13 protein-coding genes and 3 pseudogenes are annotated in these 13995 nt (G+C 69.1%); 7 read left to right on the top strand and 9 right to left on the bottom strand.

Annotated elements, in window-relative coordinates; all coding sequences use genetic code 11:
* The first annotated feature begins 766 nt into the window (after positions 1–766).
* Together VG296_RS14050 and VG296_RS14045 are read left to right on the top strand one after the other, a co-directional pair.
* Positions 767–892 (top strand): trypco2 family protein, encoded by a 126-nt coding sequence (locus VG296_RS14050; RefSeq protein WP_325566140.1) that lies wholly within the window; start codon positions 767–769, stop codon positions 890–892.
* Between the two features lie 257 nt (positions 893–1149).
* A complete protein-coding gene (locus tag VG296_RS14045; protein ID WP_325566139.1) occupies positions 1150–2379 on the top strand; it encodes a helix-turn-helix domain-containing protein in 1230 nt (409 codons plus the stop codon).
* Between the two features lie 229 nt (positions 2380–2608).
* On the opposite strand, the gene VG296_RS14040 is transcribed toward VG296_RS14045, so the two are convergent.
* Together VG296_RS14040 and VG296_RS14035 are read right to left on the bottom strand one after the other, a co-directional pair.
* The gene (locus VG296_RS14040; RefSeq protein WP_325566138.1) at positions 2609–3124 is read right to left on the bottom strand and encodes a hypothetical protein; all 516 of its coding nucleotides are present in this window, start codon (positions 3122–3124) and stop codon (positions 2609–2611) included.
* Entirely contained in the window at positions 3121–3942 is an 822-nt protein-coding gene (locus tag VG296_RS14035; RefSeq protein ID WP_325566137.1) for a MerR family transcriptional regulator, read from the bottom strand. Before VG296_RS14035 ends, VG296_RS14040 begins: the two co-directional genes overlap by 4 nt.
* A 226-nt stretch (positions 3943–4168) precedes the next feature.
* Here VG296_RS14035 and VG296_RS32845 point away from each other — a divergent pair, with 226 nt between their 5' ends.
* The 3 genes from VG296_RS32845 to VG296_RS14020 all read left to right on the top strand — a co-directional run bounded on the left by VG296_RS32845 (position 4169) and on the right by VG296_RS14020 (position 7182).
* Entirely contained in the window at positions 4169–4405 is a 237-nt protein-coding gene (locus VG296_RS32845; RefSeq protein ID WP_349259553.1) for a nuclear transport factor 2 family protein, read from the top strand.
* A 173-nt stretch (positions 4406–4578) separates the two neighbouring features.
* Positions 4579–5370, top strand: coding sequence for a phosphotransferase (locus VG296_RS14025; protein ID WP_325566135.1), 792 nt, complete (start codon positions 4579–4581; stop codon positions 5368–5370).
* 1092 nt (positions 5371–6462) lie between these two features.
* Complete coding sequence (locus tag VG296_RS14020; protein WP_325566134.1) at positions 6463–7182, top strand: hypothetical protein; 720 nt, start codon at positions 6463–6465, stop codon at positions 7180–7182.
* A gap of 93 nt (positions 7183–7275) precedes the next feature.
* On the opposite strand, the gene VG296_RS14015 is transcribed toward VG296_RS14020, so the two are convergent.
* Both VG296_RS14015 and VG296_RS33210 read right to left on the bottom strand, forming a co-directional pair.
* Complete coding sequence (locus VG296_RS14015) at positions 7276–7422, bottom strand: hypothetical protein (protein WP_325566133.1); 147 nt, start codon at positions 7420–7422, stop codon at positions 7276–7278.
* A gap of 38 nt (positions 7423–7460) precedes the next feature.
* Positions 7461–7655: pseudogene (locus tag VG296_RS33210) on the bottom strand (hypothetical protein); the annotation flags it as partial.
* A gap of 30 nt (positions 7656–7685) precedes the next feature.
* On the opposite strand from VG296_RS33210, the gene VG296_RS14010 reads away from it, so the two are divergent.
* Complete coding sequence (locus tag VG296_RS14010; RefSeq protein WP_325566132.1) at positions 7686–7892, top strand: hypothetical protein; 207 nt, start codon at positions 7686–7688, stop codon at positions 7890–7892.
* 34 nt (positions 7893–7926) lie between these two features.
* On the opposite strand, the pseudogene VG296_RS33205 reads toward VG296_RS14010, so the two are convergent.
* Positions 7927–8310: pseudogene (locus tag VG296_RS33205) on the bottom strand (YaaC family protein); the annotation flags it as partial.
* Between the two features lie 407 nt (positions 8311–8717).
* Entirely contained in the window at positions 8718–9878 is a 1161-nt protein-coding gene (locus tag VG296_RS14005) for an MFS transporter (protein WP_325566131.1), read from the bottom strand.
* A gap of 72 nt (positions 9879–9950) precedes the next feature.
* Here VG296_RS14005 and VG296_RS14000 point away from each other — a divergent pair, with 72 nt between their 5' ends.
* A complete protein-coding gene (locus VG296_RS14000) occupies positions 9951–10556 on the top strand; it encodes a CGNR zinc finger domain-containing protein (protein ID WP_325566130.1) in 606 nt (201 codons plus the stop codon).
* A 428-nt stretch (positions 10557–10984) separates the two neighbouring features.
* Here the strand turns inward: VG296_RS14000 and VG296_RS13995 are convergent.
* The 3 genes and pseudogenes from VG296_RS13995 to VG296_RS13985 form a co-directional block, all read right to left on the bottom strand.
* A pseudogene (locus VG296_RS13995) lies at positions 10985–11575 on the bottom strand (ATP-grasp domain-containing protein); the annotation flags it as partial.
* A gap of 341 nt (positions 11576–11916) precedes the next feature.
* The gene (locus VG296_RS13990) at positions 11917–13212 is read right to left on the bottom strand and encodes a hypothetical protein (protein WP_325566129.1); all 1296 of its coding nucleotides are present in this window, start codon (positions 13210–13212) and stop codon (positions 11917–11919) included.
* A gap of 18 nt (positions 13213–13230) precedes the next feature.
* The coding region (locus VG296_RS13985; RefSeq protein WP_325566128.1) for an ABC transporter permease at positions 13231–13995 on the bottom strand (765 nt) is incomplete at its 5' end.

Below are 13995 nucleotides of genomic sequence, written 5' to 3'. Positions count from 1 at the left end.
TTCTCCGCTTCTTCGCTCCACTGCGCAAGCTGGTCCGGTGGACGGGGACAACACCTACACAGGCTTCCCTACCGCCAGTAACCCAAACGGGGTACGGTCCGTTTAAGGCTGTGGCGGCGCGGCAATGGGCAGCGGCAACCTCCGGATTCTTGCTCAATAACAATCTATTGATTTTCATTGGCGTGCTTGGAGGTCCCTCCGGCGCTGCAGGTCACAGCTCCGCAGCGAGCACTGCCGTAGGCCAAACGGGTGAGCCCGGGGACCGGAATTGAGCCGCCCGGAAATATCAGAAGGCTCAATCCGGACCATCGGATTGAGCCTTTGACCTGCAACTTCACTGTCGGGCTGACAGGATTTGAACCTGCGACCCCCTGACTCCCAGTTCGATTGCGGAAGCGTCCCTGCACGTCAGACACGGTGTGCGTGCTCTGACGAACGTGAACCGCGAGCGCATTTCCGCAGGTCGTTCATGATTGCTCGCGACGTGTGGTCCCCAGATGGTCCCCAAAAGCCCGGCGGCTGACTGTGCTGCGTTTGGTTCAGCAGACCCCCACGAAGCATCGCGACCCGAACCTGGTCGAGCCTGTTAGCTCGCGTGTCACGCTTCAAGCATGGGTAAAGGCGCGTAGCGCTAATTCCAGACCGGCCTGCCGCGCCCCTACCGCGCTCGGAGCGTCCAGCAACGAAGCCACCGAGGACCCGTCGGTGTAAGAAGGTACGGTAGAGAGCTGATGCGGTGGTGGCTACTTCAGGGAGGGCCGGGCGCGTGATCGAGTTGGCCAGCGTGATCAGCGACCTGCGTGACGAGCTGGAGCGTGCGATTGTGGCCGGCGAGGGCGATGGGTTGTGCTTCGAGCTCGAACAGACGCACGCCGGACTCGCGCCGGCGTGACACACCGGAACCGCCCGGAAGACCGGCTCAAGCTCAACAGCAGTTCAGTGCCGGGCACGAAGCGGTGCAGGCGACGCACTCTGACCACGGTGTACGACGCGGTCTTCAGGCTACGGTGGTGCTGAGATTGTGAGGGCGAGCCGGCTTGGACATCGCTCCAGGTCGACGACAGGCCAGGTGGGTTCGGGCGACGGTCGCGAGTCGAGGCAGTGTGAGTCGAGGCAGTGTTCAGCGCGAGGTTGGAGTTCGACGAATCCATGATTCGCAGTGAGTTGGCCGAACTGGCCGAGTTGGCCGCCTGGGCCGAGACCCGGCTGCCCGGACTGATCGACGACGCGTGCGCCGCGACCCTCGAACGCATCCCGTTCTACCGCGACAAGAAGATCGTGCCCGCCGAGGAGCTGCGCCGCTCCATCGAACACAACCTGCGGTTCCTCATCGACGCGGTCGGCGACCCGCGGGCCCCGCTCAACCTGGCCGCCCCCGAGGCCACCGGGCGGCGCCGAGCGCACCAGGGCGTTCCGTTGCCCGAAATCCTGCAGTGCTACCGGATCTGCTTCACCTGTCTGTGGGACACCCTGGTCCAACGCGCCCGCGGCGAGGCGCGGCCGCAGGCCACCGAGGCGCTGCTCACGGCAGCCGGCATGATCCTGCGACTCACCGACCAGCACGCCCTCGCGCTCACCGAGGCATACCGGGCCGCCACCGCCGAACTGCTGCTCGCCCACCAGCAGCGCCGTTCCGCACTGGTGGAGGCCCTGCTCACCGGACACCCCAGCCCCGACGCCGGACCTTGGGAGGCTGCGGCCCTGCTCGGCCTGCCCCCCGACGGGCAGCTCGTGGTGATAGCCGCGGATACCCGCAGCCTGGCCGAGGCGAGCCTGCCCGACGTCGAGCGCAGACTCGCCGCGCACGGCATCGTCTCCGGCTGGCGACTCACCCCGAATCAGCAGCTCGGCGTGATCTCCCTGCACGCCGACCAGCACGAGACGATGCTCGCCGTGCTGCGCGAGATCGCGCTGGCCCGCACCGGTGTGAGCCCGCCGTACCGCTCGCTGTCGGACACGCCACGAGCCCTGAATCTGGCTCATGCGGCGCTCGCCCGGCTGGCCTCCGGCAAGATCGAGGTGCGCATGTTCGACCCGAGCCCGCTGGCCGCTCTCATGGTCCGCGAACCCACCGAGGGCCACCGCCTCGCCGACGAAATCCTCGGCCCCGTACTCGGGCTCCCCCTCGATGACCGTACGACGCTGCTCGAGACCCTCGACGCGTACTTCGACCAAGCCGGTTCGGCCGAACGCGCCGCGGAGGTCCTGTACTGTCACCCCAACACCGTGCGTTACCGGCTCCGACGACTCCAGGAGCTGACCGGCCGCTCACTCGCCGAGCCCCGCGGCGTCGCCGAACTCGCGGCCGCCGCGTATGCCCTGAGCCTGACGCCACGCGGCTTCGGCAGACTCATGCGCGGGACTGAGAACCAGGACTAAGAACAACTAAGCACATTGTCCGTAGGAACAAGTCCTGCCGGGCGGCCATGGTCCGAGCCCGCCGGCCTCTGCCACGATGAGCGCCACGCAGATGAGCGATTCTCCGGCGGCCGAAGCCGGGCGCCAATACTTCAGTGCCGCGAGCGCGGAAGCCTGGATCGCAGTCGGCCGCAGACGCACACCTGACGGAGCGCCGTGCATTCCGAGCCCGATGAGTGTCCCCTGTCAGTCAGTGCGACACCTGACCGTCTTCGGCCTCCTCAACCGTCAACTCCGCCGCAGGATCCACCTCGAGACGCTCATCCGGAATCAGTGCACCGCTGCGAACGGAACGGCCATAAGTACCGTCCTCGACACGCCGCAAAGCCCTCTCGATCGCCGCGAGCCGATCCCGCAGATCGGCGGCCACGGCGTCATCGATGCCCTGTGCTTCCAGCGACTGCGCGGAATCCGCCACGTCGCCGGTCTCCTTCTCGGCCTGCCGGTCATCCGCTTGGGCCGTGTCGACTTCGGCGAGCGACTGCTGCAGCCGCGCCCGCTCGGCAGTCAGCAGCAATCGAGCCCGTTCCAGTTTCATTGAGCTTGCACCTCCGTCGGTCATCGCTTCCGAACCTGGAGCGAAGAACTTCTCCATCATGATCTCAATGCCCTGGACAACGCATACGAACGACGGGCTCAATCGCGGTGAAAGATGCACCGAATGGGCTTCCACGACCACGCGCGCATGCCGCCAGGGCGGCGTCACGAGCCGGACGCGAGTCGGAAGATCGGCCAGCCGATCTCTGTGCGCCACCGGCTCGGGTCGTCGCTGTCGCGCGGGCCGACCGGGTAGGTCTCGTGGATGGGCCCGTCGACGGCCATGGCGTGGGCGGTGACCCAGGCACCGAGGCGGCCGTAGGTGACGTCGATGTCGTCGTGTGGGCCGGCGTGCACGGTTACCGCGAGCTCGACCGCGGGCAGCTCCAGGGACTCGATGCGCCCAGACTCGCGCACCTTGCCGGTCGGATGGAACACGGTCATGGCCCCGAAGCCCTCGGTGAACAGTTCGTTGGCGTATCGGCCACCGGGTGGCCCGGTCCGTTCCGTTGCCGGAACCGCGGTGTCCAGCTCCTTCACCGCGGTGCCGTACCAGTCGAGGACCTCGTCGAGCTCGACTTCGCTGCGGATTGCCGCGACCGTGCGCGGTGGCAGCGTGCGTAGCTGCACAGGGAGCTGCAGGGTGTCGGCGGACCGCAGGAGTTCGCGCAGGGACACGACGGCGGCCTTCGTGCGATCGAGGTTTTCCTCCAGGCGACGCAGGTGCGCCGTGACCAGGTCGGTGCGGCGACACGGATCGTCGGTAGCCAGGATCGCCTTGACCTGCGCCAGCGGTACGTCGAGCTGGCGCAGACGGTAGATCACCACCTGCGCGGGCAGGATCTGCTCGGCGGTGTAGTACCGGTATCCGGTGGCCGCATCGACGCTGGCGGGTTCCAGCAACCCGGCTTCGTGATAGCGACGCAGCGTGCGCACGCTCAGGTGGGTGAGGGTGGCGAACTCGCCGATGCTCAGCCCCGCGCGCATGCCTACAAGTGTGCACCACCCCTTGCACCACCCCCTGGACGGAGGGAGGGGTCCGGGGCTTGACCCTTTCCCGGCGAGAGAGTCCAGGCTGAGGCCATGGAACAACTCGACTGGACCCAGACGTCAGAGATCGCGCCCGATTCGCTGCCGAGCGTGATCACCGCCTATCTCGGCGCGCCAAGCACGCGACCTGGACTCCGCGGTCGCGCACTACGCCGCCGACGCCGTGGTGACCGACGAAGGCCATCGGTACCACGGGCCGGGCGAGATCCACGCATGGTTGGCCCGCTCAGCCGGCGAATACACGTACACGAGCACGCTCGCTGCCGCGCGCCGCCTCGACGACGACCACTTCGATGCCGTCCACCACCTGGAAGGCGACTTTCCCGGCGCCGTCGTTGACCTCCACTTCCGGTTCGCGTTGCGCGATGGGCGCATCACGCGGCTGGTCATCGAACCGTAGGAGCACGTCGATGAGAACCTGGTTCATCACCCGCGGCACACCGGGCGGATTCGGGACGTCCCACGCCGAGGCCGCGTCGGAGAACGGTGATCGGGTGGTGCTGCCCGAACCACGTCGCAAGGATCACCTCGTCAAAGCCGAGGCCATACTCCGGACTTGTTAGGCTGACGGCCGTGAACGAGGTGCTGAGCGGCGGAATCACGAACGCGGGAGCGGTCTTGCGACGCGGCGAGATCGTGGACCGGCCCGCGCAGCCGCACGCGCCGGCCATTCACCGGTTTCTGGAGGCGTTGCCGAAGCACGGCTTCACCGCCGCCCCCAAGCCCGTCGGCCTGGCCGACGGACGTGAACAGCTCACCTACGTGCCCGGTGACGTCGCGCTGATGCCGTATCCCGCCTGGTCGATGACCGAGGCGGCACTGACGTCGCTCGGCGCGCTCCTTCGGCGATTCCACCACGCGTCGTCGGCGATCGCGCTGGAACCGGGCGTCCCATGGGCCACGGACCTGGCCGATCCGCGCGGCGGCACGATCCTGTGCCACAGCGACACCTGCGTGGAGAACGTCGTCTTCCGCGACGGCGAGGCATACGGCCTGATCGACTTCGACATGGCCGCACCGGGACGCCCGCTCTGGGACCTCGCGATGGCCGCACGCTACTGGGCCCCGATGCTCGACCCCGAGACGGCCGCGGAATCTCCGTCCTATGTCGGCCTCGATCCCGTACGCCGCCTGCGGATCCTCGCCGACGGCTACCAGATGTCAGCCGAAGATCGAGCCGAGTTTCTCAACGTCATCGAAGAAGTGGCCGTCGTCGAACGTGCGGAACTCGCCGCCCGGGTCGAAGCCGGCGACACGGCACTCGTCAAAGCCTTCAACGACCACAGCGGATGGGCCACCTGGGACCGGCAGCAGGCCTGGCTCGCGGATCAGCACGCGACGTTCCTCGCCGCTCTGATCCGGTAGACGGCGTCGCGTGCCCTGTGTATGCCGTCAGTGTCTGCTGATTTCATCGCGCCGGGCTACGGCTGGTTTTTCGAGGGAAATGCCGAGTTGCACGGTCTACTCCACGCTCACGAGTGTTCGGGGCCGGTTCGGGTTCTGTGGGTTCTGTGGGTTCTCCCGTTCTCCGCGGACGACGCGCCACTCATCCAGTGTCGCGCCGCGGCGATCGCCAGGGCGCCCGCCATGCACGCGGCCGCGGCCAGACAACCGCGGCGGCAGTCGTCTCGGGAGCACGACGCCACACCACATGTTGTAGAACTCTCGCTTCGAGGCTGCTGCGGCGGCCCGCTTCTCAGCGGCGTCTCCACACCTTCAGGAGCCCCTGGTTCCCCAGATGGTCCCCAAAGCAGGGTTCTACTGCCGTAGCGTCACCGAGGCCACAGCAACGAGAGGTTCCTAAAAAGTACCTATATATCAGCAGGTGACTACACCATGAGTCACGGGGACCGGATCCGGCTTTGGAACCCCCCTTACCCGCCACCGCGTGCTACTCCGGGCCGCACTGCCGAATCCTCGCTGGTCTCGGACCTGCGGCAGCCACATACCTACGCCAAGCGAGTGACCCTGGGGACCAATTGGGGACCAGATTGAATCGGTTTAGAGATATCAGAAGGCTCAATCCGGACCATCGGATTGAGCCTTTGACCTGCAACTTCACTGTCGGGCTGACAGGATTTGAACCTGCGACCCCCTGACCCCCAGTTCCCAAGCGGGAGCGTTCCTGCACGTCAAACACGGTGTGCGTGTTCTGAGGACCAGGCAGCACGACCACGTTTCCCCAGGTCGTTCGTGATCGCGCACGACGTGTGGTCCCCAGATGGTCCCCAGCGGGCCGAACGACTGCGCCCCCCAAGCACGGCTCGAACGCGGCACGAACTGTTGCCTCACCAGCAACTTAGGCGCGAACGACGCTCATCACGGTTTCAAGCGTAAGAGCGCTTGTCCACGTCCGCACTCCAGCGGATACGCACCTCGCAGACCCTGCGGCGCTCTGTTCTCTAGACGTCTCAACTCCACTTCGGCGCAGCGCACGATGGCAGTACGGTGTGCCGAATGCGGGAACGCCAACCATCTGCCGGCGAGAATCTAGCCGCCGCCGAGGCTGCGGCCTGCGCGGCCGCGATGGACGGCCTCGCCGCGCTCCAGGAGTTTCGCGACCACAGGCTGATCAGTGACGCCCTGTACCAGGCGCATGCCGCCGCAGCGCTCCGACGCCTCGACTCGAACCTCACCGTGCCCGTCCTCCCGGCGCGCAGAACGGTCGGCGAGGTGGTGACCGAGCGGTACGCGCTCGAACGCCACCGTAGCCGGGCCACCTACCTACTGCAGCCACCGTCGAGCGGTCCGCTCGACGCGTTACCGCCGCAGCTCGTGGCAGATGCCGCGTACCTGCTGATAACGCGCTGCTCAGGCTCCGCGGTACTGCTCTCAGAGCATTTGAAGCTCGGATCCGAGACACTCTTGCGACTGCTGGCGCGGCTGATCGAGCTTAATGTCATCGCCCCGGCCGGAACCGGACGACACCCACTACACCAACCCATCGGCGCCGATGCGGTCCGAGACAGAGTCCTCAAACTGTGCGAGCACGAGGCCCGCCGCGCCGAGCCCCGGGATGCGACCGAAGCGCAGCCGCCAACCGACCGAAGGCCGGTACCTCCCGAACTCCTGATCCGAGCCGGGGAACTCATCATCTCCGCTCAGTTCGGCTCAACCGACATGCCAACATGCTCCAACGCAAACGACGAGTCGGAGTCGCGATGGCCAGCAAAGTAATGGACGCGCTCCAGGCGCACGGCATCGCCGGCCCAGCCGAAGGCGTCATCGCAAGCGAAGTACTCGCCCGACCAGCCGAGCTCCCGCGAGTCATCACACACCTTGGCGCCTCCACGGCGCCTGGCTGACTTCGTCGATCGCCTCGGCGATTAGCATCGGCACGACGTCGAGCGCCACGTCCAGCAGCTTCTCGACCGGGTGGGCGTGCCGGCTCGTGTTGATGTCCAGATGCTTCGCCACGGCGAAGGCTCGTACCGGGCGATCATCGAGAGCGTGTAAAGCACTGCCCACCAGACCATGAGCGGGTGGAGGGCTCCCCCAGCCGCCTTGATGGAGGGGAGGAAGAAGTGCGTTCCCGCATGGAGCTTAGCCCTGCCGCGTAGCCAGGCCTCGCGCTCTCGAGCGGTGAAGCCTGTGCCGGGGACCGCCCAGCGGATCTCGATGAGCCCGTTCCCGTCGCCGTCGAGCTCCATCTCCGAGCCCAGGGGTTCGAGCGTATAGACATGGGCGGACGCGTCCGGGTACGCCGCGAAGTACTCGTCGAACGCGACGTCACGCTGCGGCTCGCCGACCAGCCAACCGGGGAATCTGCCGACCAGGGCGCCAGCAGCCGGGACGGGTTCTCCGTATTGCCGGGGGTCGACAACGAGCGGCGTCCGCCGCCGCCGGACATCGTCGTGTATGTAGGGCCTGCGACGCAGGCGAGTTGACCGGCAACGAGTCCCAGATCTCGGCGAAGGAAACCAGGGTGCCGCCCCAGCCCGGCGATCCGAGCAACTCGGACAGACGAACAAAACTGCCGTTCGACCCGGGCTCGTCGGTCTTCAGCATTACCTTGTCCAGCGGCACCTTCGTGTAGTCAACCGTGATGCCGTGCCCCGACATCTGCCAGTCGTCTCGGTGGACGGCCGACGCGGCTGCGGCGGCGGCACGGCTGCCCTGGCTCAACCCATAGAACGCCAGCAGCGGGCGCACCAGCGGGCTCGCTGCACGCGCCGCGCCGAACAAGTTCCTGGGCCTGCGCGAGGGCGGTCTGGTACTTCGTCTTCCGCCCGCCCGATGATGCCGCTTCGGCGGATCCCATTGCGAGGCCCGAAGGCCCTCCCACGCACCGCTTCCGTGTGTCATCACGCCAAGGACCGTACCGGCGTGATACCGGCGGAACCACCGAATTCCATGCCCCGTTGGACGGTCAGCTCCTGCCGGCGAAGCAGCAGGCTGAGTTGGAGACCGTCGTCTCGACCACGTCCGAGTACGACTACGGGGCTCGGCATCGCCGAGTCCAAGCTGTCCTGCGGCAAGACCGTGTGGAACCACACCGGCGGGGTCCTGGGCTACCGCAGCGAATGGCTGTCCCACGGCGACCGCGCTCGAGAACGCGTATTGCCTGACGTCCATTGACCAAAGTTACCAAGTCTTCGAACTTTCGTTGCCGAATACCATCCTGCCGAGTCCGCCACCACCGCTCACGCTGAAGGTGCCGCCTGGGCGAGGTCACCGTGACGACCTGGTGGCTTGCGCGGATCGTCCGCTCCTCAAGCTCTGACCGGCAGACGGTGTACCAGGCGGGGTTGGGCCACGGCCATGCCGAGGCAAACCAGCGCCATCGCGGCCCAGAGGGTGGCCGGGCCGTTGCGGGCGATCAGCCACGTCGCGAGCAGCGGCGCGGCAACGGTGGCGAAACCCCAGCTCAGGCCGTAGACGGCCAGGTAGCGGGCGGTCGCGCCCTCGGGCGCGAGACCGGTCACCACGGCGAAGGCACGGCCCATCAGCAGCAGGTTCCCGATGCTCCACGCGGCGGTCGGCGCCAGCAGCGCGGGCAGGGTGTCGGCCACCGAATACCCGGCGAGGCCGACCGCCATCAGCGAATACCCGGCGGCGAAGGCCGCGCCGGCCGGAAGCTCGCCGATCCGCGGGATCCGGTGCAGCACGGGCCGTGCGACGACGAGGGTGAGCGTCGAGACCGCCATGATCAGGCCCGCGGCCGCCGGGTTCAGGCCGTCGGCGGCCAGCGAGAGCGGCAGCGAGACCAGCATGAGCATGTAGACGAGTGCAAACACGGTGCCGGCGGCCGTCACCGCGAGCAGGGCCCTGTCGCGCCAGGGCTTGAGGGCGGGGACCGCTGCGTCGACCGTGGTCGTCGGACGCCCACGGTCGGCGGGAAGCGCGAGGAGCACGATGAGCGCGCAGGCCAGGCAGCTCGCGGCGTCGACAAGGAACAGCCAGCGCAGACTGCCGCGCCCCACGAGGGCGGCGATCAGACCCGCGCCGAAGTTCCCGGCGGCCAGAGCGGTGGTGAGCAGCGAGTACGTGTCGGCGCGCTCGTCCGGGAGCACGGCGTCGGCGATGAAGGCCTGGCTCGGCGGCTCGTAGAGCTCGAAGGCGAAGCCGAGCAGCACCGCGCAGCCCGCCGCCACGACGAGCGAGCGGGCGGCAGCGATCCCGAGCTGCGCGGCCGCGCAGCCGAGCAGGCCGAGCAGGATCGTGCGCCGCCGCCCCAGCCGGTCGGCGAGCCGGCCGCCGATCAGCCGACTCGGGATCGTGGCCAGGCCGAAGGCCGCGGACACCGCGCCCGCCGCCGCGAGGCTCGCCCCGAGCTGCCTGGTCAGCAGCACCGTGAGGAACGCCAGCGAGAACGCGCCGAGCTGGTTGACCGCGCGGGCCGCGATCAGCGGCCGGACCCCTCGGGAAGCCATGGCACCTCCATGTGACTGGCGAACGGAGTATCGTCAGTCACACATGCTAGGCCGAGGAGAGTGACCAGTCAAGTGCTTTTCGCCAGTCACGTCGAGGTGCTGCTCGAAGCAGCGGTGAATCTGGTCAACGAGCTCACCGACGGCGAACGGCGCGGAACGCCGTACTCGGCGCCGCGCGGCGCGCACCTGCCGATGGCCGCCGCGGCGGCGCTGCCGCGGCGGCCTGGGGTCGAGCCGCCGCCCGCGGAACTGCCAGCGGACGGTGCCGCGCGCCTGGCCCGAGCCGCGCGCGAGATGCGCGGGGTCTTCGAGGCGGTGGCCGAGGGGCGGGTCGACGACGCGGCCCGCATCGTCAACGCCCTGCTCCTCGAGACCGGGGCGAGGCCGCAGCTCGACCGCACCCCGGGCGAGCCCTGGCAGGTGCACTTCCACGGAGCCGACGACAGGTACGGAGCCGGGTGGAGCGCCGGCTGCGCCACCGCGCTCGCGCTGGCCGTGGGCGGCGAGGTGGGCACGCGTATCGGCGTGTGCCGGGCGCCGCACTGCGACCGCGTCTACGTGGACGGCTCGCGCAACTCGGCCCGGCGGTTCTGCTCGGCCTCCTGCCAGAGCCGGGTCAAGGCCGCCGCGTTCCGGGCCCGCCGCGCGGGGGTGCCGGATCCTGAATCAGCATCATGAGACCATCCGCCGCCGAGGGCCGCCTCCATGCCGTCGATCACCGCGTACGCGTCGCGCACCATCCGGCGCGCGTCATCCGAGGTCAGATAGAGGACACCGGCGGCGGCGCGGCCGCCGTCCGTCGGCCGGTACCGCGGAATCGGCGATCCCGCGGACACCGTGAGGCCCTCGACAGGGGCGATCCGGCTCGGCTCCGCGACGAGCCCGGCCCGGGCCACGCTCGCCGGATCCCAGCACAGCTCCCGCCGCCACGGCCGTCCCGAACTGTCCGCGGCGAGCAAGACCACCGAGGCCGCGGCGGCATGCGCGTCCGCGGCGGTCAGCATCCGCGGCGGCGGCTGCACGCGGCGGCCTAGCAGGTGGTCGACGAGAAGCCCGATCGGGTCGAGGCCGAACACTTCCTCGATCTGACGCACGATCATCACGCCGCCGAAGCGCGCCGCGGACTCGATCATCGCGAGTCGCCCGTCCGAGCACAGCTTCAACTCGGAATGCGTCCCGCAGTTCTCCAGGCCCAGGGCGTCGACAGCGGCCGCGGCGGTGCGCTCGACGAGGCGTTGCAGGCTTTCGGGCAGGGTGCACGGAAGCAGAGCGCCGAGTTCGGTGAACGGCTCGATCGTCGGCATCCGCGCGGTGATGCAGAGCGGGTGGTACACGCCGTCGAGTACGACTCCTTCGACGCTCAGGTAGTCCCCGAGGCGTTCGTCCGCCGCGAACCAGCCCTCGACGCTCCCGGCGACGATCTCCTCCACGAGCAGATCCTCGTGCGCCGCGTCGCGCTGGTATTCGAGCGGTGCGGCGGCGTTCGCCCGGGTGAGGGCCGCCCGCACTGCTGCCCACGCTGATGGCGCCTGCGTCGGCGAACTCACGACCAGCTGGCCCACGGAGCCGGCGCCCCAGGCCGATTTGAGCAGCAACGGCCCTGTCAGCTCGCGGACCGCGGAGCGCAGTTCGCCGAGATCCGCGATCGGCCGGTACGCCGGAATCGGCACGCCTGCGTTCTCCCAGGTTCGGCGCATCAGTCGCTTGTCCCGGGCGCGGAGCGCTCCCGGCCCGGGGCCGCGCAGTCCCAGCCGCGCCGCGACCTCGGCCACAGTCAGCACCGCGTTCTCGCAGAGGGTGAGCACCGCGTCGGCGCCGATCCGCCGCGCCTGCTCGGTGATCCGATCGACCAGGGCGACGCCGGTCAGCCCGAGGCCGGCTAGCTCGGTGACCGAGGCGCAGGACGTGCGCACGGTCGAGGCGGAAGAGCCGGGCAGATTCCGCAGCGCGACGAGGTGCACCTCGCCTCGCGCCCGCAGCACGGGGAGCACGTGCTCCAGCGGGGCGCCGCCGCGGCTGTGCACGAGCAAGATCTGGCTCACCGCGCGGGCTCCGGACCGGCCGTGCCCGGCGCGCCGATGAGAATCGAGCGCTCGGCCCATTCGAGCAGGCGGTCCAGGTTCCTCGGCAGCGCGGGGTAGCCCGGGGCGGAGAAGACGACATCGCCGAGCGTGTCGAACCATTGCCCTTGCGGCGGCAGGACCGATCCGGCCAGGACACCGGCGGCGGGCCTGAAGTCCTGCACGAAGTCGAGGCCGCAGCGCGCTGGCACCCGCTGTACCAGCCCACTGCGATAGGGCAGGGCCACGCTACCGCTCGGCCGGATCCCGTCGGGTCCGCGGTAGCCCAGGCGGCGTGGGTCGACGCCGGTCTCCAGGGCGAACCAGAACTCCGCCGGCTCGACGCCGGTGGCGTTCTGCAGGTTGTACGCGACGAAGCGCCCGCCGGGCCGCGCGGCGATCTCGTTCAGGGCCGGGCCGTCCTGCGTCTCCCATATCTCAGCGTGGAAGCAGAAGGTCCGCGGCGAGGGCAGCGCGGCCACCACCCGCTCGACGAGGTCGCGGTGCCGGGCCGTGCGCTCGGATGCCGGATCGACCATCAGGCTGCCGAACACAGCGCCCAGCGACGGGCGTGCGGCGGTCGCACCGACGTACTCGGACACGGTCAGCACCTCGAGCCGGTCGTCGTGCCAGAAACCGTCGGCGTGGCACATCGGGTGCTCGGAATAGGGCTCGAGCACGTAGCGGAACGGGGCGTCGATGGGCACCCGCGCGGCACAGCGGCCGATCGCGGCCGCCGCCTGAGCCCGGTCGCGGATGATCTCGAGGTTGAAGCTGCCCCGGTCGGATCTCGGCTTGAGCACGCACGGCAGTCCGAACCGGTCGAGGGCGGTCCAGAAGTCCACCGCGTCGTTGACCGGAGCGGAGGGCCACACCGGCACCCCTGCGTCGACGAGATGCTGCTTCATCCGCAGTTTGTCGCGGTAGGCCAGGGCGCTCGCGAAGCTCTGCCCTGGGATGCCGGCCAGCTCCCGCAAGCGTGCCGCCCGGATGATGTCGCCCTCGCGCGGAGCGTAGATCAGGTCGAAGCCGCCCACCGCGAGCAGATCCATGACCCGGCGTTCGACGGCGCCCGGCACGAAGTAGTCCGGGACCTCCTCCAGCAGCTCGATCTCGGGCGGCAGCTCGCGGTAGCCGAGCAGGTCCCTGACACCGTCGCGGACGAGGATGCTCAGCCGGAGGTCGCCGTGCGTGCGCGCGACGCGGACGTAGCCGGGGAGGATGTCGCGGTAGCGTTCGAGCGTCGCGATGCCCTCCAGAATCAGTGCTCTCATGGGGTCTCTTCTCCTCGGTCAGCGGCTCAGGGCAGTGCCGATCCGGCGAGCGGCGAGCATCGTGCAGCCGGCCGCCAGCACGAGCAGATACGCGGCGTGGCCGAGCATGCCCGCGTCCGGCGCGCCGAGGCAGATCGCCCGCAGCAGCGCGGTGGCGTGGTAGAGCGGGGTGCATTCCATCAGCAGGCGCAGGGCCGGCGGGTAGACGGAGATCGGGAAGAACGTGGCCGAGCACAGGAACAGCGCGGCCTGCGCGAGCGAGGTCAGCTCCATGTCCTGCCAGGAGCGCAGGAACGTGGTCGCGAGCGTGCCGAGGGCGCTGAAGGTCAGGCCGACGAGCAGCACGACGGGCAAAGCGAGCAGCGCCGCGGTGGCGGACGCCCAGCCCAGCGCCACGGTGATGGCCAGGAAGACGGCGCCGTAGCACGCGCCGCGCACCTGGGCCCAGCAGATCTCGCCGAGCACGAGGTCCGCCGCGGTCAGCGGGCTCGCGAGCATGGCGTCGTACACCTTCTGATACCGCAGCTTCCAGAAGGTGTTCGTGGTGGACTCGTAGATCGCGCCGTTCATCGAGCTCGTCGCGAGCAGCGCCGGGGCCACGTACGCCGCGTAGCCGACGCTCCGCCCGGCCCCGATCTGCACCCGGCCGGCGAGTTCCGCGATCCCGAGGCCCGCCGCGAGCAGGTACAGCACGGGCTCGACGAAGCCGGAGAGCAGGACTGGCCACATCCGGCGCGCCACGAGGGCGTTGCGCAGCATGACCGGTTCGAGGGCGGGCCGGCG

Source organism: Actinospica sp. (assembly GCF_035552695.1).
Classification (GTDB): domain Bacteria; phylum Actinomycetota; class Actinomycetes; order Streptomycetales; family Catenulisporaceae; genus Actinospica.
The sequence above is the reverse complement of the archived record's forward strand: the minus strand, read 5'-3'. Positions and strand labels throughout refer to the sequence as shown.